This window comes from Arthrobacter sp. KUASC02, assembly GCF_059739395.1.
Genome location: NZ_AP046053.1, coordinates 3,898,947 through 3,917,841, shown reverse-complemented (window position 1 = coordinate 3,917,841; position 18,895 = coordinate 3,898,947). Strand labels below are relative to the sequence as shown.

Annotated in this window: 19 protein-coding genes; 12 read left to right on the top strand and 7 right to left on the bottom strand. The window is 65.7% G+C overall.

The features are described from left to right. The first annotated feature begins 448 nt into the window (after positions 1 to 448). From gcvH to AC6JAC_RS17985, 3 genes are all read left to right on the top strand, one after another. Positions 449 to 832 (top strand): glycine cleavage system protein GcvH, encoded by a 384-nt coding sequence (gene gcvH, locus AC6JAC_RS17995; RefSeq protein WP_028271334.1) that lies wholly within the window; start codon positions 449 to 451, stop codon positions 830 to 832. Further along, positions 829 to 2,160, top strand: coding sequence for a serine hydroxymethyltransferase (gene glyA, locus AC6JAC_RS17990; RefSeq protein ID WP_028271333.1), 1,332 nt, complete (start codon positions 829 to 831; stop codon positions 2,158 to 2,160). Before gcvH ends, glyA begins: the two co-directional genes overlap by 4 nt. A gap of 160 nt (positions 2,161 to 2,320) precedes the next feature. Then, positions 2,321 to 3,763, top strand: a complete 1,443-nt coding sequence (locus AC6JAC_RS17985) for an L-serine ammonia-lyase (protein WP_028271332.1) — start codon at positions 2,321 to 2,323, stop codon at positions 3,761 to 3,763. A gap of 46 nt (positions 3,764 to 3,809) precedes the next feature. Here AC6JAC_RS17985 and AC6JAC_RS17980 read toward each other — a convergent pair whose 3' ends face one another. Continuing rightward, positions 3,810 to 4,367 carry a TspO/MBR family protein gene (locus AC6JAC_RS17980; RefSeq protein ID WP_497965846.1) on the bottom strand — a complete coding sequence of 186 codons (558 nt, stop codon included), beginning with the start codon at positions 4,365 to 4,367 and terminating at the stop codon, positions 3,810 to 3,812. Positions 4,368 to 4,444: 77 nt separating this feature from the next. On the opposite strand from AC6JAC_RS17980, the gene AC6JAC_RS17975 reads away from it, so the two are divergent. The 3 genes from AC6JAC_RS17975 to AC6JAC_RS17965 all read left to right on the top strand — a co-directional run bounded on the left by AC6JAC_RS17975 (position 4,445) and on the right by AC6JAC_RS17965 (position 7,985). Then, positions 4,445 to 5,266 (top strand): DNA/RNA non-specific endonuclease, encoded by an 822-nt coding sequence (locus AC6JAC_RS17975; protein ID WP_347898954.1) that lies wholly within the window; start codon positions 4,445 to 4,447, stop codon positions 5,264 to 5,266. Positions 5,267 to 5,386: 120 nt separating this feature from the next. Further along, the gene (locus AC6JAC_RS17970) at positions 5,387 to 6,460 is read left to right on the top strand and encodes a lipid II:glycine glycyltransferase FemX (protein ID WP_497965844.1); all 1,074 of its coding nucleotides are present in this window, start codon (positions 5,387 to 5,389) and stop codon (positions 6,458 to 6,460) included. A gap of 28 nt (positions 6,461 to 6,488) precedes the next feature. Then, complete coding sequence (locus AC6JAC_RS17965; protein WP_454697688.1) at positions 6,489 to 7,985, top strand: threonine/serine exporter family protein; 1,497 nt, start codon at positions 6,489 to 6,491, stop codon at positions 7,983 to 7,985. Positions 7,986 to 8,070: 85 nt separating this feature from the next. Here AC6JAC_RS17965 and AC6JAC_RS17960 read toward each other — a convergent pair whose 3' ends face one another. Next, entirely contained in the window at positions 8,071 to 8,910 is an 840-nt protein-coding gene (locus AC6JAC_RS17960) for a siderophore-interacting protein (RefSeq protein WP_454697689.1), read from the bottom strand. Positions 8,911 to 8,925: 15 nt separating this feature from the next. Next, positions 8,926 to 9,693, bottom strand: a complete 768-nt coding sequence (locus AC6JAC_RS17955; RefSeq protein WP_028271326.1) for a uracil-DNA glycosylase — start codon at positions 9,691 to 9,693, stop codon at positions 8,926 to 8,928. A gap of 263 nt (positions 9,694 to 9,956) precedes the next feature. Here AC6JAC_RS17955 and AC6JAC_RS17950 point away from each other — a divergent pair, with 263 nt between their 5' ends. The 6 genes from AC6JAC_RS17950 to AC6JAC_RS17925 all read left to right on the top strand — a co-directional run bounded on the left by AC6JAC_RS17950 (position 9,957) and on the right by AC6JAC_RS17925 (position 15,670). After that, positions 9,957 to 10,244: a DUF3263 domain-containing protein gene (locus tag AC6JAC_RS17950; protein WP_051628911.1), complete on the top strand. Its 288-nt coding sequence runs from the start codon at positions 9,957 to 9,959 to the stop codon at positions 10,242 to 10,244. Between the two features lie 48 nt (positions 10,245 to 10,292). Beyond that, the gene (locus tag AC6JAC_RS17945) at positions 10,293 to 10,943 is read left to right on the top strand and encodes a LytR C-terminal domain-containing protein (RefSeq protein WP_028271324.1); all 651 of its coding nucleotides are present in this window, start codon (positions 10,293 to 10,295) and stop codon (positions 10,941 to 10,943) included. A gap of 165 nt (positions 10,944 to 11,108) precedes the next feature. Beyond that, the gene (locus AC6JAC_RS17940) at positions 11,109 to 11,312 is read left to right on the top strand and encodes a cold-shock protein (protein ID WP_156037126.1); all 204 of its coding nucleotides are present in this window, start codon (positions 11,109 to 11,111) and stop codon (positions 11,310 to 11,312) included. Next, complete coding sequence (locus AC6JAC_RS17935; RefSeq protein ID WP_497965840.1) at positions 11,312 to 12,607, top strand: ABC transporter substrate-binding protein; 1,296 nt, start codon at positions 11,312 to 11,314, stop codon at positions 12,605 to 12,607. The genes AC6JAC_RS17940 and AC6JAC_RS17935 overlap by 1 nt, the downstream gene beginning before the upstream one ends. A 293-nt stretch (positions 12,608 to 12,900) precedes the next feature. Beyond that, a complete protein-coding gene (groL, locus tag AC6JAC_RS17930) occupies positions 12,901 to 14,529 on the top strand; it encodes a chaperonin GroEL (protein ID WP_028271321.1) in 1,629 nt (542 codons plus the stop codon). Between the two features lie 166 nt (positions 14,530 to 14,695). Then, positions 14,696 to 15,670, top strand: coding sequence for a ribonuclease HI family protein (locus tag AC6JAC_RS17925; protein ID WP_028271320.1), 975 nt, complete (start codon positions 14,696 to 14,698; stop codon positions 15,668 to 15,670). A 23-nt stretch (positions 15,671 to 15,693) separates the two neighbouring features. On the opposite strand, the gene AC6JAC_RS17920 is transcribed toward AC6JAC_RS17925, so the two are convergent. The 4 genes from AC6JAC_RS17920 to AC6JAC_RS17905 all read right to left on the bottom strand — a co-directional run bounded on the left by AC6JAC_RS17920 (position 15,694) and on the right by AC6JAC_RS17905 (position 18,848). Continuing rightward, positions 15,694 to 15,981, bottom strand: a complete 288-nt coding sequence (locus AC6JAC_RS17920; protein ID WP_028271319.1) for a WXG100 family type VII secretion target — start codon at positions 15,979 to 15,981, stop codon at positions 15,694 to 15,696. Between the two features lie 116 nt (positions 15,982 to 16,097). Then, positions 16,098 to 17,609, bottom strand: a complete 1,512-nt coding sequence (locus tag AC6JAC_RS17915; RefSeq protein ID WP_454697692.1) for a sensor histidine kinase — start codon at positions 17,607 to 17,609, stop codon at positions 16,098 to 16,100. Between the two features lie 2 nt (positions 17,610 to 17,611). Further along, complete coding sequence (locus AC6JAC_RS17910) at positions 17,612 to 18,322, bottom strand: response regulator transcription factor (RefSeq protein ID WP_028271318.1); 711 nt, start codon at positions 18,320 to 18,322, stop codon at positions 17,612 to 17,614. A 73-nt stretch (positions 18,323 to 18,395) separates the two neighbouring features. Continuing rightward, positions 18,396 to 18,848: a MarR family winged helix-turn-helix transcriptional regulator gene (locus AC6JAC_RS17905; RefSeq protein WP_497965836.1), complete on the bottom strand. Its 453-nt coding sequence runs from the start codon at positions 18,846 to 18,848 to the stop codon at positions 18,396 to 18,398. Positions 18,849 to 18,895 lie beyond the last annotated feature (47 nt).

Sequence of the window (18,895 nt, the reverse complement as noted above, 5' to 3'; positions counted from 1 at the left end):
CCGCTCCTGGCTCCGTTTGGCCCGTCGGGGCTGACATCCTCCGCGTGCTTGGTCGCGTAGACGCCCGCTGGGCGGACGTGACGCTCCCTTGGACGCACGCTTCCGGATGCCAGCCCCGAGGGGGCCGGAGGCTCTCTTCTGCGGAACCGACACACCCGGACCCGCAACGGGTTCCGGCGCCTTCGCAAGCCAGAGGTGCTGGGGGATGTGCCGCCTGGCAAGCTCGATCATTGGGGGTTGAGCTTGCCGAAACCCGGGCAGCCTGCTTGGTGCTAGACCACTGTTTTATCTTTCAATGCCGTTGGTTCCCCACCGGAACTGACGGCCGGAGACGGCGGGTGAGCGGATTCCGGAAGCGTGCGTCAAAGCGACGAAGGAGCAGCACGCGGAGGAATTCGGTCACCCGCCTCCCCACCCGACCACACAAGTAACGAGATTAAGGAACACCATGGCAAAAGTAGCCGCTGAACTGCAGTACTCCGACGAGCACGAGTGGGTTGCCCGCGAGGCCGGCAACCTTGTGTCCATCGGCATTTCCGCCGTGGCCACGGACGCCCTCGGCGACATCGTCTACGTTGACCTGCCCGAGGTCGGCTCCACCGTGACCGCAGGGGAGACCTGCGGCGAGGTCGAGTCCACCAAGTCCGTCTCTGACCTGTACTCCCCGGTCACCGGCGAGGTCACGGAAACCAACTCCGCCGTCGTCGACGACCCCGCACTGATCAACAGCGATCCGTACGGTGCCGGCTGGCTCTTCAAAGTGGCCGCAGACTCCGACGGCCCGCTGCTTTCCGCTGAGGAATACGCTGCCAAGAACGGCGGCGAGCTGTGAGCGGCGCAACGGCCGCTGCAGGCACTGTCGCGTTCGAGCAGGTAGTCTCCCCGTCCCTGGACGCGGACCTGTCCGCCCTGGACCCGGAGATCGCGGCGAAGATCGACGACGAGCTGGGCCGCCAGCGCACCGGTCTGGAAATGATCGCCTCGGAGAACCACACCGCCAAGGCCGTCATGCAGGCGCAAGGCTCGGTCCTTACCAACAAGTACGCAGAGGGCTACCCCGGCAAGCGCTACTACGGCGGCTGCGAGCACGTTGACGTCGTCGAACAGCTGGCCATCGACCGGGTGAAGGCCCTGTTCGGTGCCGAGTACGCGAACGTGCAGCCGCACTCCGGTGCCCAGGCCAACGCCTCGGTGATGCACGCGCTGATCAAGCCGGGGGACACCATCATGGGCCTGAACCTGGCCCACGGCGGTCACCTGACCCACGGCATGCGGATCAACTTCTCCGGCCGCCTGTACAACGTCATCCCGTACCAGGTCCGCGAAGAGGACCACCGGATCGACATGGCCGAGGTGGAGCGCCTGGCCCAGGAGCACAAGCCGCAGCTGATCGTCGCCGGCTGGTCCGCCTACGCCCGGCAGCTGGACTTTGCCGAGTTCCGCCGGATCGCCGACTCCGTGGGCGCCTACCTGATGGTAGACATGGCGCACTTCGCCGGGCTCGTCGCCGCCGGACTGCACCCGTCACCGGTGCCCCACGCCCACGTAGTCACCTCCACCACGCACAAGACCCTCGCCGGTCCGCGCGGCGGCATCATCCTCTCCAACGACGCCGACATCGCCAAGAAGATCAACTCGGCAGTGTTCCCCGGCCAGCAGGGCGGCCCGCTGGAGCACGTCATTGCCGGCAAGGCCGTGGCCTTCAAGATCGCCGCGTCCCCGGAGTTCAAGGAACGCCAGGAACGCGTCCTGGCCGGTGCCCGGATCCTCGCCGACCGCCTGGTCCAGCCGGACGTCACCGCCAAGGGGATTAACGTGATCTCCGGCGGCACCGACGTCCACCTGGTCCTGGTGGACCTGCGCAACTGCGAACTCGACGGCCAGCAGGCAGAGGACCGCCTCGCGGAAATCGACATCACCGTGAACCGCAACGCAGTGCCGTTCGACCCGAGGCCGCCGATGGTCACCTCGGGACTGCGCATCGGCACCCCGGCCCTCGCGACCCGCGGTTTCGGCGAAGCAGCCTTCGCCGAGGTGGCGGACATCATCGCCGAGGCGCTGATTGCCGACGCCGGCGCGGACCTTTCCGGCCTGCGCTCACGGGTGGAGGCCCTCGCCGCCGCCCACCCGCTCTACCCCTCGGTTGCCAACCTCGCCTAGAGGCCGTATTACAGAAGTAGAGATCACGACGCCGGGCGGCCGCCATAAGCTGCCGCCCGTCGTCGTGTATCCGGCAGTGCGCCGCCGACCGGTTGGTGCGCTGCCTTCCGGCAGGACCATCTGCCGGACCACAGTTAGACCTAGTGAGGAAACCCCGGCCATGGCTGTTGGTGTGTTTGATCTTTTTTCCATCGGGATTGGGCCGTCGAGTTCGCATACGGTGGGTCCGATGCGTGCTGCGGCGGTGTTCGCCGAGGAGCTTCGGTCCTCCGGTGACCTGGCGAGGGTGGCGGGGTTGCGGGTGGATTTGTATGGTTCGCTCGCCGCGACCGGGCATGGTCATGGGACGATGACGGCGATCCTGCTGGGGTTGGAGGGTTTCCATCCGGAGAAGATCCTGCCGGCGGAGGTGGAGGAGCGGCTGGCGGCGATCGCGGAGTCCGGGAAGCTGCAGTTGGCCGGTGCTGTTGATGGTGGCGGGGTGGCCCTGGAGTACGGGGTGAAGGATATGGTGTTGCGGCCGTTGACGGTCCTGCCGCGGCATACGAACGGGATGACGTTTACGGTCACGGATGCTGCCGGTGAGGTGCTGCATGCGGCGACGTTTTTCTCGGTGGGCGGCGGGTTTATTGTCCGTGAGGGCGAGGAGGACGCGGCGCAGCAGGAGCTGGAGGAGTCGAAGAAGGAGCTGCCGTTGCCGTTCCGTACGGCGGCGGAGTTGCTGGGCCGGTGCCAGTCCAAGGGTTTGTCCATCGGGGAGATCATGTTCGTGAACGAGCGGGCGTCCCGGTCCGAGGAGGAGATCCGGGCGGGGCTGCTGCACATTTACTCCGTGATGGAGGAGTGTGTGGCGGTGTCGTTGAAGCGTGAGGGCCTGCTGCCCGGCGGGCTGAAGGTCCGGCGCCGGGCTCCGGACTGGCATGAGCGTTTGCTGAAGGAGACCCGGGACCAGGATGCGGGCCGGCAGGATCCGGAGTACCGGGATCCGAAGTACTGGCAGGAGTGGGTGAACCTGATCGCGCTGGCGGTCAATGAGGAGAACGCTTCGGGCGGGCGGGTGGTGACGGCGCCGACGAACGGGGCGGCCGGGATCATTCCGGCGGTGTTGTATTACGCGCTGCATTTCGCGCCGGGGATGGATCAGGCCACGCAGGCGGACCGGGATGATGTGGTGGTGAAGTTCCTGCTGGCCGCCGGTGCGGTCGGGGTGTTGTACAAGGAGCAGGCCTCGATTTCGGGGGCGGAGGTGGGTTGCCAGGGTGAGGTGGGTTCGGCGTCCTCGATGGCCGCTGCCGGGTTGGCGGAGGTCATGGGCGGCACGCCCCAGCAGGTGGAGAACGCGGCGGAGATCGCGATGGAGCACAATCTGGGGCTGACGTGTGATCCGATCGGCGGTCTGGTGCAGATCCCGTGTATTGAGCGGAACGCGATCGCGGCTGCGAAGGCGATCAACGCCGCGAAGATGGCGCTCTGGGGTGACGGGACGCACCGGGTGTCCCTGGACGAGGTGATCGTGACCATGCGCGAGACCGGCAAGGACATGTCCTCCAAATACAAGGAAACCGCGATGGGCGGCCTCGCCGTCAACGTCGTCGAATGCTGAAGCCGTAGTCTGTAGTCCGTTGCCCGTAGGTCGAGCCCGTCTGGACCTAATTGTGCAGGGCAGCCCACCAGTTCAGGCTCGTGGCGAAAACCAGCCAGGAGATATACGGCAATAGCAGTAAGCCTGCGGTCCGGCTGATGGGGCCGAAGTACAGGACCGTCACTGTGACAGCGATGACCAGGGCGATGATGATGACGAGCCCCAGCCAGAGTGCCGCCGTGCCCATCACCGGATAGAGGCTGAAGAACACCGGCGTCCACGACAGATTGAGCCCCAGCTGGGCCCCGTAAGCCGCCAAGGCGGGTCCGGTGCGTTGGGCGCGGGACCGCCAGACGAGCCAGGCGGCAACGGCCATGGCGGTGTAGAGCAGCGTCCAGACGGGGCCAAACACCCAATTGGGCGGTGACCACGGGGCCTTGTCAGCTGTGGCATACCAGCCGTCAACGTTGTTCAGGGTGGCAAAGGCGCCCAACCAGGCGACCAGGGCGGAAGCACCAAGGAAGACGGCCAGCCCCAGCAGTTGCGCCCGGGTGCTCCGGCGCTCGGCGACGGCGGCGGTCCCGCCGTCGGGGGCTGCTGTGGGCTGTTCGTGAGGTGCCTGCATGCTCCAACCCTTGCCAGTCCGGCATTCCTAGTCAAGCCGGTCTATTCACCCGCAGGGAGCAGTGCCACTATGGAGCTATGACTGGGGGATACGACCGGGACTTTTTGCGGGCACGCCTTGAGCTGCCCAGTCCGCCGGCAGCAACGCTTTTGCTTGACTACATTCATTTTTCCGTCCGGCTGCGCCCGTCACGCAAGCTGGCCGCCGTCGTCGGCGTGAACATCCACGGACGCGAACTGGTCCCGCTGGCCCGCGAAGGAACCTGGCATTTCGATCCCAGGGTCCCGAAGGAACAGCAGGCGGGCCCGGAGGTGTACAAGAACAACGCCTTCGACCGGGGGCATCTGGTCCGGCGGCTGGATCCGGTGTGGGGCGATCCCGAAACGGCCAAGGCCGCTAATCAGGACACTTTTGCCTTCACCAATGCCGCGCCCCAGGTTGATGACTTCAACCAGGGCAAGGAACTCTGGGTGGGGCTGGAGAACCACGTCCTTGACCACGCGGACCTCCACGACGCCAAACTGAGCGTGTTCACGGGGCCGGTCCTCGCCGACGACGACCTGCCGTACCGGGGCGTCCAGATACCGCGGAAGTTCTGGAAGGTCGCAGCCTGGACCACGGACGGAAAGCTCGCGGCCGCAGGATTCGTGCTGGACCAGTCCCCGCTGCTGGGGAAGGTGGACCTCAAAAAGGCTATCCGTGAACGGCTCCTTGCCGATGAACCGCCGCCGCTGGGCCCTTTCCGCACTTTCCAGGTCCCGATTGCCCAAATCGCCGAAATGACCGGACTGAGCCTGTCCCGGCTGGAAAATGCGGACCGGCTGGTCAAAAGCCAGCGCTCCCTCGGCAAGGAACCCCTGGCCGTGCGCCTCGAGTCCCTGGACCAGATCCGGCTCTGAGCGCCAATGCCGCGACGCCGGTGACTGGTCAGCGTCCTCCTAGGCAGGGCCGATAGACTTGTGGCTTGCATGCCCGGCATGCGACCGAAGCACAGACCGCAAAGATTGGACACCGCGCACTTGCGAGAATTTACTGCCCGCTTTGCCTCCGCCGAGGAGGTCGCCAACTGGGACAACCACGTCACTGCGAACCCGAACGGCGGAAACCTGCTTCAGTCCGAGGCCTTCGCCGAAGTCAAACAACACTTTGGCTGGAAGCCCCTCCACCTGGTCTACGAAACTGCGGACTACACGAGCTATAACCTGGTGCTGGAGAAGTCCTTTCCGGTCCTGGGCAAGCTCTGGTACCTCATCAAGGGACCGGATGTCGCAGCAGTCGAGGATATTCCGGGCATTGCCGCCGCGAACGCCGAATTCGTGAAACGCGCACGGCTGGGCGTCTTTGCCATCAAGATCGAGCCGGACATCATCCTTTCCGAGGACGCACAGCAGGTGATTGAGGGCGCAGGACTGGTCAAGACGCACAACCTGCAGCCCAACGACTCCACCGCCCTGCTGGACATCGCGCCGGAGGAAAACCAGCTGCTGCGGAACCTGCACTCCAGGGGACGCAACGCCGTGCGGCGGGCCATCCGCGAGGGAGTGGAAGTGCACAACGTGGAGCCCACGGAGGAGAACTTCCGGGCCATGTATGCGCTGATGACCACCACGGTGGAAGCGAAGTCGCAGGTCAGGGTCCGCGAGTATAAGTATTACCGGCAGTTCTGGACCAACTTCATCAACCGCGGCCAGGGCCGGCTCCTGTTTGTCTACGAAAACGGGGTGCCCTCTGTGGGCGCCTTTGTGATCAACTACGGCCGCAAGGGGACGTACAAGGACGGCGGCTCACTCCAGAAGCGCAGCCAGTACGGTGACTCCCATCTGGTGCAGTGGACTGCCATTAGCCAGGTCAAGGAACTCGGCTGCACGGAGTACGACTTCTGCGGCACCCCGCCGAGCGACAAACTCAAGGACACCTCCAACCCCTTCCACGGGCTGGGGCTGTTCAAGACCAGTTTCAGCAAGACAGTCACCGACTTCGTGGGCTGCTATGACCAGGTTCTCAGCCCGCTGAAATACAAAGCCTGGATGGCCGCCGGCGAACGCGTGGCCCGCCAGCTGTATACCCGGCGAACCGGCCAGCAGTTCTACTAAACCTTGTGAAGCCCCAGAGGAGGCCGCAATGACCAAAGCACCCGACGGTCGCCGCAGGCCGCCCACGGCGGCCCTGCCCCCGACCCAACCACTCACCGCCTCCCAGGTGCGGCAGAACGCTGCCGCCAAGCGCATGCTCCGCAGGCTGGTGCAGGGTGAAAACCCGCCCACCGCCCCCATGAGCATCGTGGACAGGCTCGCGGGAAGTCCGTATGCCAACCCCATGATCCAGGTAGGGGGAGTGGACACCTCCGCCCGCAAGACCATTGACTTCGCGCTCCACCTTGCCGAGTCGATGTTCCGCTACGGCGCCGGCGCCCTTGAAGTGGAAACCAGCATCATCGCCGTCACTGCCGCCCTGGGCCTGAAGCACATCGAAGTGGACATCACCAACCAGTCGGTGGCCATCAACTACGCACCGAAGGACCAGACTCCCATTTCGCTGCTTCGGGTGGTGCGGTCGTGGACCAACAACTACGCGGGCCTGGCCCAGGTGCACCAGCTGGTCACGGATATCGTGGCAGGCGGCGTCGGCCGTGACGAGGCAGTCCGCCGGCTGGATGAAATCATCCGCAGCTCCAAGCCGTTTCCGCGCTGGATGGTCACCGTTGCTTTCGCGGTGTTCGCTGCGGTCTTCGTCGGTGTGCTGGGCGGCGGACCGGGCGCGTCGGCCGTGGCGTTCGGCTCGAATATCCTGGTGAGCCTGCTCGCCCGGCAGCTGGGCCGCTGGCGGGTTCCGGACTTCTTCACCACGGCGTCATGCGCGTTCCTGGTCACGTTCATCGCCCTGCTGCTATGGCGATTCGGCAGCCCGGTGGGAATCCAGATTGCGCCCGCGATCGTGGTGGTAGGCGGAATCCTGCTGCTCCTGCCCACCGGCCGCCTCGTTTCGTCCGTACAGGACGCCATCAACGGCTTCCCCGTCACGGCGGCGGGCCGGTTCCTCTCCACCATGCTGACCTTCGGCGCCTTGGTGTCCGGCATCTCCGTCGCTTTTGTGCTCGGCTCGAAAATGGGGATGGAGGAAATCGACGTCACGGAAACATTCCCGCCTGCGTATCCGTTGTGGGCGCTCATCATCCTCGTGGCAATAGCCGTCGTCGCCATCGGCATCACCGAACAGACCGCCTGGATGCTGCTCTTGCCCACCGCGGCGGTGGGCGTGGTGGGCCATCTTGTGCTGCTCGGCGCGGACCTGATCGGCATGGGGGCCAGGTTTTCCCCGGCAGTGGCCGCGGTGGTAATCGGCCTGCTGGCCAGGGTGGTCGCCTTGAAGATGGGCGCGCCACAGCTGGTGGTGGCCGTCCCCGCTGCCCTCATCCTCTTGCCGGGCCTGACTATATTCCGGTCCATGTATGTTTTGACCATTGAAGAGTCACAGATTCTGATGGGCGCCGGGGGCATGCTGAACGCCGGGGCGATTGTGCTGGGAGTGGCGGCCGGAATCGTCCTCGGCGACACCTTGGCCCGTCCGCTCACGCGGAGCCTGGCCAGCAACGAACGCCGCCGCGCCCGGCGCCGCTAACCGGGGAAGGCTTTCCCGGAACCGGCCGGCTGGCTCCGGCCGGCTGGCTCCGGCCGGCTAGATCTGACCGGCTAGATCTGACCGGCTAGATCTGGCCGATGGGGAGCTTCTTTTCGGCCTGGAAGTCGTCCTCGACACGTCCGGCGGCCCAGTAGCCCGAAAGCGATACCTGCGCCCGTTCGAGGCCGCGCTCACGGAAGAAGACTTCGCGGAGGGACTTCATGTAGCCCCGCTCGCCGTGGGCGAAGACCTGTACCGTGCCCTCCGGCCACTCGGCCTCGCGCACGGCGCTGACCAGGAGACCGCTGGCGCCTGCAGGGGTGCCGTTGCGCGGCAGCCACTGGATCCGCAGGCCGGCCGGCGCCGTGATGGGCTGGATCTCGGCGTCGCTGTCCACTTCCAGGAACGCGAGTCCCCGGGCCTGGGGCGGAAGCGACTCAATGGCGGCGGCGATGGCCGGAAGGGCCGCCTCGTCACCGACGAATAGGTGCCAGTCGGCTGCCGGGTCCGGGTTGTAGCCACCCCCCGGTCCGGTGAGTACCAGGCTGTCGCCGGGACGGGCATTGGCAGCCCAGGGGCCGGCCAGGCCTTCGTCACCGTGGATCACGAAGTCGATGGCCAGTTCACGGGCCGCCTCGTCCACCCAACGGACCGTGTAAGTCCGCGTGTGCGGCCATTGTTCGCGTGGCATGGACTCACGGATGGCCCACAGGTCCAGGGGGAGCGGGTATTCAACGCCCGGCTGCGGGAAGGCGATTTTCACGTAACGGTCGACGTAATCGTTGTTCACATAGCTCGAAAAGCCTTCGCCGCCGGCCACGATCCGGACCATGTGCGGCGAGAGTTCTTCGCGCCGGAGGACCGTAAGGTTCGTCTGGGGGCGCGATTTTCGGCTGGCTGACGTGGCGGCGGGGAGGGAAGTCATGGAAGTAAGCCTAGGCTAAGAGACCGGCGGGAGCTCCCAGTCGACGGGCTCCGCGCCCTGCGAACGGAGCAGTTCGTTGGCCTTGCTGAACGGGCGGGACCCGAAGAATCCGCGCGCTGCCGACAACGGGCTGGGGTGGGCGCTGGCAAGCACCGGAGCGTCTCCCAGCAGGGGACGGACGCCCCCTGCATCCTTGCCCCACAGCACAGCCACGAGGGGCGCCGGGCTGCCATCAGGAGTGCGGCGCCCGGCAACGGCGGCGATTGCCGCCGTCGTAATCGGTTCCCAGCCCTTGCCCCGGTGGGATCCGGCCGCTCCCGCACGGACTGTCAGGACACGGTTCAGGAGCAGGACGCCCTGATCCGCCCAGCGGGTGAGGTCCCCATGGACGCGGGCGGGAAGATTGAGGTCGGATTCAAGTTCCTTGTAGATATTCGCAAGGCTCCGCGGAATGGGCCGCGTGTGCCCCTCCACTGCGAAGGACAGCCCGATGGGGTGCCCGGGGGTCGGGTACGGATCCTGGCCCACGATGAGGACCTTGACGCCGGCCAGGGGCTGTTGGAAGGCGCGCAGCACGTTCGACGGCGACGGCAGCACCTGGTGCCCGTCGGCCACTTCCGTAGCAAGGTACTCCAGGACGCTGCGCAGCCCGGCTTCGACCGGCGCCAGCGCCGCCGCCCAGTCCGGGGCCATCAGCCGGTCCAGCGGCATCTGAACCATCTCCGCGAAAGCCAAAGCCTCCACGGCAGGCTCCAGCTCGAACAAAGCTTCAGAATCAAACACGAGTCCATTCTCGCAGTGCTGGACTCCAAGAGGCTGGCGGGCCACATTTGCGTAGGCTCCGTTGTTGCGTGAGGAACGAGCGCAGGAGCCGGTGAATGGAGCCTGTCAGCCTCTCCACCCCCGCGTCACAGTGCGCAAATGACAGGCGTGTTATTCGCCCGTACCATGGAAAGAGACTTTGACCGGATCAAGTGAAGGAGTTTGCCGTGGCCGAACCTGTGCACGACGACGTCTCACTTGCGGCTGCCGGCAGCCAGGGCGCGGTGGCGAACGGCTTGGTGCCCGCTCCGCAGCAGGGCTCCGGGCTGAGTGAGCGGGACCAGCAAATGCTGGCCCTCGAGCGGCAGTGGTGGAAGTACGCAGGGGCCAAAGAACAGGCCATTCGTGAGCTGTTCGACCTCTCGGCCACCCACTACTACCAGATCCTCAACACGCTGATTGATACCGAGGACGCCCTGGCCCACGACCCCATGCTCGTGAAGAGATTGCGTAGACTACGTACGTCACGCCAACGGGCACGCACGGCGCGCCGTTTGGGCTCTGACGCCTAACAGTCGGGGCTGGGCAATCAGCAAAACCACCAAGGACATCGTGTTACCATGACCAAATACGCTCGGGATGAATTCGACAGGGTCCCGGAGGCCTCTTCACGACAGGGTGTCCACCGGGTCGCCGCCGATGCCCCCCGGCGCCGGCTGGGACCCATCCTGGCGGTCGGCGTTGTGGCGCTCGCCATCGGCCTGGTTGCCTTCCTTTTCCTGCCCAAGCTGGGGTTCGTTCCCACCGGCACCCCGCTGCTGGCGGCAGGGTCCGCCCAGCAAAGCCCCTCCGCCTCACCGTCCGCCGAGGCCACCCAGGGCGCCGGATCCCCGAGTGCTGCGCCCAGCGCAGAGCCAAGTGCGACGCCCTCTACCACTGAAGCGCTCGCGAACAGCGGCACTCCCTCCGCTGAACCCTCCGCCAACGCGCAGGCTGTTGACAAGACCCAGGCCGTGGCCGTCTACAACGGGACCACCACGGCCGGCCTGGCCGGCCGCGTAAGCGCCACCGTGGCCGGGGACGGATGGGCTTTGGGCCCGGTGGGCAACTGGGGCGGAATGCCGCAGCAGTCGTCGGTGATCTACTACAGCGGGGCTGGGCAAAAAGCGAACGCCGAAGCGCTCGGCGAGCTCCTGAACATCACCTCGCTGGTGGACTCCGCCGAGTTCCAGATACCCGTGGTCGTGGTCCTCGGGCCCGGTTTCCAGTAGGGAATTTCGGTTACGCCTGAATAACTATTAGGGGCTCGCAGGACAGGGTCCTGCCTCCGGCAAACGGCAGTGGCTAAAGTGATTCCGGACGCCGCATTTGGATGCGGACCGTACCGATGGCGCACAGTGACGTGGGCCGAACAGAAGCAACCGAAAGTGGGCACCATGGCATTGGGAACCGTCAAATGGTTCAACGCCGAAAAAGGCTACGGCTTCATCACTGTCGACGACTCCGGAGACGATGTCTTCGTCCACTGGTCGGCCATCGAGGGTGAGGGCTACCGTGCCCTGGATGAAGGGCAGCGGGTGCAGTTCGAAGTCGGCGAAGGTGAGAAGGGTCCCCAGGCAGAGAACGTCCGGCCGGCCTGATGCTGCCCGCGGCAGTGCACGGCCCAGGCGCTCCTGCCCGCTCCGCCCGGGTGCGGCCACGGTTGTTGTCGGCGGCGGTCCTTGGCGCAGCCACGGCGCTGGTCCTGGCCGGCTGCTCCGGCCAGAGCGGCAACGTGCGGGTTGATTCGGTCGACGCCAATGGCGACGGCACACTGCGCATAGGCATCATCCTGGACAACACCGGAAAACAATCCTTCCTGAACGCCTCCCAGCTTGCCGCCGCAAAACTCGCGGTCCAGGAGATTAACGCCGCGGGCGGCCACAAGGGGCGGCCGGTGGAGCTCCTGCCCGAGAAAATCAGCGAGGACACCGCGTCACAGGCCAAGGAACTCGTGGCGGCCAAGGCTGACGTGGTCATCGGTCCCACTGACTCGAGCCGCGCCCCGGGGGCAATAGATGTCCTGTCGCGGGCCAAAGTGGCCATCATTTCTCCGGCGAACGCCGCGCACGGCCTCACACGGTATAAGAGTGGCGGGTACTACTTCCGCACGTCGGCAGCCGACGTGGCCCAGGCGCCAGTGCTGGTCAAGCTGGCCAAGGACAGCGGCGCCCGGACCGTAGCGGTCCTTCACGAGGACAGCCTGTACGGCAAGGACGTCTCTGTGGCCGTGGCCGCCGCGGCCAAGGCAGCAGGCGTAGGCACGGTGGCCGAGGCCGGATTCACAGCCGGCCAGGCACAGCAGGCGGCCGCAGCCGCGAAGGCCGCCGGCCCGGACGCCGTCATCGTCGTTGCCCGCGCCGGCGCCCAGGGCGCCATAGCGGAACTCAACAACGCGGGCCTGGCGGGCAGCAAGCTGATCCTCAGTGACGGCGCCGTCAACCAGTACGGCTCCGCGCTGGGGTCCAAGGCCCTTGAGGGTGCCCGCGGAATTCTGCCGGGTGTCTTCCCCTCGGCGCATTTCCAGGGCGAACTGGTGGCGGTTGATCCAGGCCTTAAGGACATGACGTTCGCCGCGGAAACGTACGACGCCGTCAACCTGGCCGCCATCGCGGCCGTCGCGGCGCAGGACGACGCCGGCTCCTCCATCGCTGCCAAGCTGACCGCAGTCTCCGGACCGCAAGGCGCGGGCACGGCTGAACCGTGCAGGAGCTACAAGGACTGTGCCGACGCCCTCAAGGCCGGTAAGCCTGCGGATTACGACGGCGAGTCAGGGCAGATCGGCTTCGATTCCACCGGGGACGTCACCAGCGCCAACTACATGGTGTTCACCTATGCCGCAGATAACAGGGCCAGGATGAGCGGAAGCGAAACCGCCGCCCGTGCCGGCGGCTGATCGCTCCTAGCGTAGCCGGGGCTGCGGCAGGGCCTTTCCGCGCAATGCCTGCTTGCACTCTCCCCGGGGGAGTGCTAATTATTGACTTAGCACTCCCACGGACTGACTGCTAATTCCACGCCCGGTTCCGGCCGGCCGCGGAGAGCGGGAAGGACAAGGAGCGAAAGAAATACCTTGCTGGGGTGAGATCCCATCCGTGCGGCATACAGAGGCCGCCGGTGAAGGGTCGTCCGTCGCGGGCACCGCAGTGAAGGTTCATTCTTAACGACTGTCCCGAAAGGACTACTGCCGTTATGGCCAAGATCATTGCATTTGATGAAGAGGCACGCCGCGGTCTTGAGCGGGGCCTGAACATCCTCGCCGACGCCGTCAAGGTCACCCTCGGCCCGCGTGGACGCAACGTCGTCCTCGAAAAGAAGTGGGGCGCCCCCACGATCACCAACGATGGTGTGTCCATCGCCAAGGAGATCGAGCTGGACGATCCTTACGAAAAGATCGGCGCCGAGCTGGTCAAGGAAGTTGCCAAGAAGACGGATGACGTCGCTGGCGACGGCACCACCACGGCCACCGTGCTCGCACAGGCACTGGTCAAGGAAGGCCTGCGCAACGTCGCAGCCGGCGCTGACCCGCTGTCCCTGAAGCGCGGCATCGAGAAGGCTGTTGAAGCCGTCACCACCGAGCTGCTCGCTTCCGCCAAGGAAATCGAAACCAAGGAAGAGATCGCCGCCACGGCGTCCATCTCTGCCGGTGACGACGAAATCGGCGCGCTGATCGCTGAAGCACTGGACAAGGTCGGCAAGGAAGGTGTTATCACCGTCGAGGAGTCCAACACCTTCGGCCTCGAGCTTGAGCTCACCGAGGGCATGCGCTTCGACAAGGGCTACATCTCCGCTTACTTCGTCACCGACGCTGAGCGTCAGGAAACGGTCCTCGAGGATCCGTACATCCTGATCGTCAACTCCAAGATCTCCAACGTCAAGGAACTGGTTGCTGTCCTCGAAAAGGTCATGCAGTCCTCCAAGCCGCTGCTGATCATTGCCGAAGACATCGAGGGCGAGGCCCTGGCCACCCTGATCGTCAACAAGATCCGTGGCACCTTCAAGTCCGTCGCCGTCAAGGCTCCGGGCTTCGGCGACCGCCGCAAGGCGCAGCTCGCGGACATCGCCATCCTCACCGGTGGCCAGGTCATCTCCGAGGAAGTCGGCCTCAAGCTTGAGACCGCCGGCCTCGAACTCCTGGGCAAGGCACGCAAGGTTGTTGTCACCAAGGACGAGACCACCATCGTCGAAGGTGCCGGCGACGCCGACCAGATCGCCGGCCGCGTTTCCCAGATCCGCGCCGAGATCGAGAACTCCGATTCGGACTACGACCGCGAGAAGCTGCAGGAACGCCTGGCCAAGCTGGCCGGAGGCGTTGCAGTCATCAAGGCCGGTGCCGCAACCGAAGTTGAGCTCAAGGAACGCAAGCACCGCATTGAGGACGCTGTCCGCAACGCGAAGGCTGCCGTTGAAGAAGGCATCGTCGCCGGTGGTGGCGTTGCCCTCATCCAGGCCGGCGCCAAGGCATTCGCCAACCTGCAGCTCGAAGGCGACGAAGCAACGGGCGCCAACATCGTCCGCGTTGCCATCGACGCACCGCTGAAGCAGATCGCGTTCAACGCCGGCCTCGAGCCGGGCGTTGTTGTCGACAAGGTCCGCGGCCTGCCCGCCGGTCACGGTCTGAACGCCGCAACCGGACAGTACGTTGACCTGCTGGCTGCCGGCATCAACGACCCCGTCAAGGTAACGCGCTCTGCCCTGCAGAACGCTGCGTCCATCGCGGGTCTCTTCCTCACCACCGAGGCCGTTGTGGCCGACAAGCCGGAGAAGAACGCTCCGGCCATGGGTGGCGGCGACGAGATGGGCGGCATGGGCGGTTTCTAACCTGCCCAACCGCGCAAAGCGCACCTGAGTGCGGCCCCCTCATTGCGAGGGGGCCGCACTTTTGCGTTCGGAAGGACGTTCGCACGGACACTGGTGCAGCCACCGTCCGCCGTGGCCGTGCATCACCGAAAGCCACAATGTCGGGCAGGTCTGGCAGGATAGTGCGGTGACGATTACTGCAGCAGCCGACGGTTCGGCTTTAGGAAATCCCGGCCCGGCCGGATGGGCCTGGTATGTGAACGACGACTGCTGGCGGGCAGGCGGGTGGCCGCACGGCACGAATAACCAGGGCGAGCTGATGGCCGTGCTGGATCTTTTCCGTTGCACCGCGCACCTCCCCGAGGAGGAGCTGCATATTCTTTGCGACAGCCAATACGTCATCAACTCGGTCACCAAGTGGATGCCCGGCTGGAAGCGCAAGGGCTGGCGGAAGGCTGACGGCAAGCCGGTCCTGAACGTGGAGATCCTGCGGGAAATCGACCAGGCGCTGACTGGACGCAAGTACCGCTTCGAATGGGTCCGGGGCCACGCCGGGCACGATCTCAACGAGGCCGCCGACGACCGGGCGCGCGCTGCGGCAACCTCCTATCAGCAGGGCATTGCAGTACGGTCGGGACCGGGTTTTGTCCGCGCCGGCATTGTCCCCGAGGGAGGCGCCTCCACACAGGCCGCGCCCCGGGTGCCGCAGCGCCAGGAATCCCTCACCCTGGCCGGAAGCCGCAACCAGCCGGACCTTTTCACCGAGCCGGACCTATTCAGTGAGCTGGAGACGGACCCCTTCGCGCAGCCGGGCCCGGACGCAGCTCCCGAAGCCGTCGTTGAGGCACTGGAACGGGAACTGCTCAGCCCCGACACCCGCGCCGACATCGGGCGCACCGGCGTGCTGCTGCATCCGGAGTTTACGGAAATCGGCAGCTCGGGCCGGTTCTGGACACGCGATGCCATGATGATGGCCCTCGAGGAGAGCCCGGGCACTGCCGCCGAACTGGAGATCATTGGCGCCGACCGGGTGGGACCGCAGGCGGTCCTGCTGACGTACCGAAGTAAGGACCGGTCGGGATCGTCGCTGCGCAGTTCGCTCTGGGTGCTGGACGGCACCCAGTGGCGCCTGCGCTTCCACCAGGGAACCCCGGAGGCTTAGCCCGCTTCAGCTGAGCCCGTGAATCAGCTGAACCGCTGCGTATTGCCCTGCTCTGCCTGGGCGTACGTGGCGGCCGCTGACGTCAGGGCCATGTTGATCGAGGCGAGCGAAGCCTCCACTTTGCCCTGCGTGATGGTCCACTCGGTGATCAGCGCCTGGAAGTTGGTGGCCGCCGATCCGCGCCACGTGCCCTGCAGCTCATCCAGCCCCCGCTTCATGGCCTGGACGTCCGCGCTGATGCGGTCAACCGTGGCCTTCACGTTGGCTGATTTGAGCTGGAGCAGTTCGGTATCTACGGAGATGATGCTCATGGTGATTGCCCTTCGACGCTGTTCGCAAGCCGGGTCAAGCCTGCGGACGGACCGGGGTGTTCGGACCGCTACGTCGAGCCTAGGAAACTGGCGGAAAGCCGCGCCACATCCGCTGCCTATATGTGGACAACTTCGCCGGCTTCGCCGCCGTCGTTCCTACTGCCTGAGCCGTCGTTCTTACTGCCTAAATACTCGGCTGCCTCGTCCCGGAACGGCAGGCTGACCACCATCGTGGCGCCGCCGCCGTCCGTGGGGACCATGCGGACGGACCCCGAGTGTGAGCCCACGATGGCAGCAACGATGGCCAGGCCGAGGCCGCTGCCGCCCGTTTCCCGGGTCCGGGAGGTGTCCGCCCGGTAGAAGCGCTCAAAGATCCGCGACGCTTCGTCCTCCGGGATCCCGGCGCCGTGGTCGCGCACCTCGATGACGGAAAACCGTTGGCCCGCCTCGCCGGTGCGCACTCCGACGGCGAGCTCGATGGGCGTCCCGGCCGGGGTGTAGCGCAGGGCGTTTCCCATCAGGTTGCCCACCACCTGGCGCAGCTTGGCCTCATCGCCCAGCATCGGCGCGGGGGAGGGCGGTCCGCCGTCGAGGCCTGTCAGTGAAATCGTCCGGTCCCGGTCGCTGGCCTGGGTGTCCACCACGGCGTCGTTGGCGAGAAGCAGCAGATCCACGGGCTTCTGCTGCAGGGGGCGCTGCTCGTCCAGCCGGGCGAGGAGCAGAAGGTCCTCCACCATGGAGCCCATCCGTTTGGCCTCGCTCTCAATCCGGCCCATGGCCATGGCCACGTCCTCGTCCTTGGTCAGGGCGCCCTGGCGGTAGAGCTCGGAGAACCCCCGGATCGTCACCAGGGGAGTGCGGAGTTCATGGGAAGCGTCGGCGGCAAAGCGGCGCATCCGCTCTTCCGAGGCGAGCCTGGCCGCGAAGGCGGATTCAATGTGGCTGAGCATCGCGTTCAGGGAGCCGCCCAGCCGGCCCACTTCGGTGGCCGGATTCTCCACATCGACGCGGCGGGAAAGGTCACCGGCGGCGATGGCCGCGGCGGTCCTTTCCACGCGGGCCAGCGGACGGAAGGACCTGGACACTGTCCAAGTGGCAATGAAGAAGGCCAGCACCAGGGTCAGGAAGCCCACTCCCACCACCACCAGTGAAGCGTGTTCCACCACCGAGTCCACCGGGGCCAGCGACAGGCCGATGATGACGACGGCGTTGCGCTGGTTGCCGTCAACTACAGGCAGTGCCACGACGCGCCAGTTCCGCCCGTCGGTGCCGCGGACCTGGAACGGGGCGAGGTCGAGCCTGTTGGCTTCGGCCGGGGAGAGGCTTTCGATGTCCGGATGCGAGTCCTTGTTGCCGCCGAACGGGAACGGGTCCTGGTCCGGGCGCAGGAGCATGAGGGAGTAGTCGGTGGGAATGTTCGGATTCTGTTGCAGCAGCTGGTTGAAGGACTGCTGCTGCTTGACCGAATTGACGGCGACCTTGAGCTTGTCGTCCACCTGGCCCTGCAGATAGCTGTGCAGGAGGGTTAGTGTTCCCGAACCGGTCACGGCCAAGGCCACCAGCATAAGCGCCATCATGATGGCCACCAGCTGGGAACGCAGCGAGGCGGACTTCCAACGGTGCAGCAAGGTCAGCGCTTTTCGGCTGTCCGAAGTACGTAGCCCACACCGCGCTTGGTCTGGATGAGCGCCGGGGCATCGGGGTCGATGTCCACTTTGCGCCGCAGGTAGGAGATGTAGGACTCCACGATGGACGCGTCTCCGTTGAAGTCGTATTCCCAGACGTGGTCCAGGATCTGGGACTTGGAGAGGACCCGGTTCGGGTTCAGCATCAGGTAGCGCAAGAGCTTGAACTCCGTGGGGGAGAGCTCAATGACGGTGCCGCCGCGGCGCACCTCGTGGGCGTCGTCGTCGAGCTCGAGGTCGTCCACGCGGATGACGGCGTCGTCGTCGAGCAGGGGCTGGGTGCGCCGCAGCACGGCGCGGATCCGGGCCACCACCTCGTCCAGGCTGAAGGGCTTGGTGACATAGTCGTCGCCGCCGACGGTGAGCCCGGTGACCTTGTCCTCGGTGTCGTCCTTGGCCGTGAGGAACAGGACGGGGAAGTGCTTGCCTGAGGCGCGCAGCCGGCGGGTCACCGTGAAGCCGTCCATGTCCGGGAGCATGACGTCGAGCACCGCAAGGTCGGGGGCATGGAGCTCGGCGGCGGCGAGGGCGTCGCGTCCGTTGCCGGCCGAGACGACCTCGAAGCCTGCGAACCTCAAGGAGGTGGAGAGCAGCTCGCGGATGTTTGGTTCATCATCGACGACGAGCAGCTTGGCTTCGGGACCGTTCTTTTTCATACCTCCCATGATGCTCCCAGAATCTGGGAGTTTTCTGAATGAATGTTGAGTGTCCCATGTGTGGAACCCGGCACTAGGCTGCCGGTGGCGGCGCAAGCCGGCCAATTTCCTGCAGTGACCGGCGCAGTTCCCGGTACCGCCCGGTCCCCAGCGCCGCCTCCCAGCGCGTTTCGGTCTCGGCAATGATTGCCGTGGAAAGTTCGACGGCGGAGGTCCCCGAAGGCGTCAGCCTTACGATTTTTGCCCGGCTGTCCGAGGGGTCTGGCCGGAGCGCCACGTATCCCAGATTCTCCAGGTACTTCATGAACTGGCCGATTCCGGCCCTGGTGATTGCGGCCCGCTCGGCGAGTTCGGACAACCTCAGGCCGCCGCCCGGAATGAGGGACATAACGCGGTAGTGCGAGGGCCGGAGTCCAGGGAGGGTCCGCGCGTTCAATTCAGCCCGGAGGGAGTCGAAGGCCCCTGCAAGCAGGGCGGCGATGTGCTGGGGAGGCGCGTCTGCCTGGAACTCATTGACATCAATCATAAAGTTACTTTACCATTTTTGGTCTCAGGCCTTTCCAGAGGCCGCCC

Coding starts and splice junctions, on each gene's coding strand:
- gcvH (WP_028271334.1), top strand. CDS start 449: ATGGCAAAAGTAGCCGCTGAACTGCAGTACTCCGACGAGCACGAGTGG.
- AC6JAC_RS17985 (WP_028271332.1), top strand. CDS start 2,321: ATGGCTGTTGGTGTGTTTGATCTTTTTTCCATCGGGATTGGGCCGTCG.
- AC6JAC_RS17980 (WP_497965846.1), bottom strand. CDS start 4,367: ATGCAGGCACCTCACGAACAGCCCACAGCAGCCCCCGACGGCGGGACC.
- AC6JAC_RS17975 (WP_347898954.1), top strand. CDS start 4,445: ATGACTGGGGGATACGACCGGGACTTTTTGCGGGCACGCCTTGAGCTG.
- AC6JAC_RS17965 (WP_454697688.1), top strand. CDS start 6,489: ATGACCAAAGCACCCGACGGTCGCCGCAGGCCGCCCACGGCGGCCCTG.
- AC6JAC_RS17960 (WP_454697689.1), bottom strand. CDS start 8,910: ATGACTTCCCTCCCCGCCGCCACGTCAGCCAGCCGAAAATCGCGCCCC.
- AC6JAC_RS17945 (WP_028271324.1), top strand. CDS start 10,293: ATGACCAAATACGCTCGGGATGAATTCGACAGGGTCCCGGAGGCCTCT.
- AC6JAC_RS17940 (WP_156037126.1), top strand. CDS start 11,109: ATGGCATTGGGAACCGTCAAATGGTTCAACGCCGAAAAAGGCTACGGC.
- AC6JAC_RS17935 (WP_497965840.1), top strand. CDS start 11,312: ATGCTGCCCGCGGCAGTGCACGGCCCAGGCGCTCCTGCCCGCTCCGCC.
- groL (WP_028271321.1), top strand. CDS start 12,901: ATGGCCAAGATCATTGCATTTGATGAAGAGGCACGCCGCGGTCTTGAG.
- AC6JAC_RS17920 (WP_028271319.1), bottom strand. CDS start 15,981: ATGAGCATCATCTCCGTAGATACCGAACTGCTCCAGCTCAAATCAGCC.
- AC6JAC_RS17910 (WP_028271318.1), bottom strand. CDS start 18,322: ATGAAAAAGAACGGTCCCGAAGCCAAGCTGCTCGTCGTCGATGATGAA.
- AC6JAC_RS17905 (WP_497965836.1), bottom strand. CDS start 18,848: ATGATTGATGTCAATGAGTTCCAGGCAGACGCGCCTCCCCAGCACATC.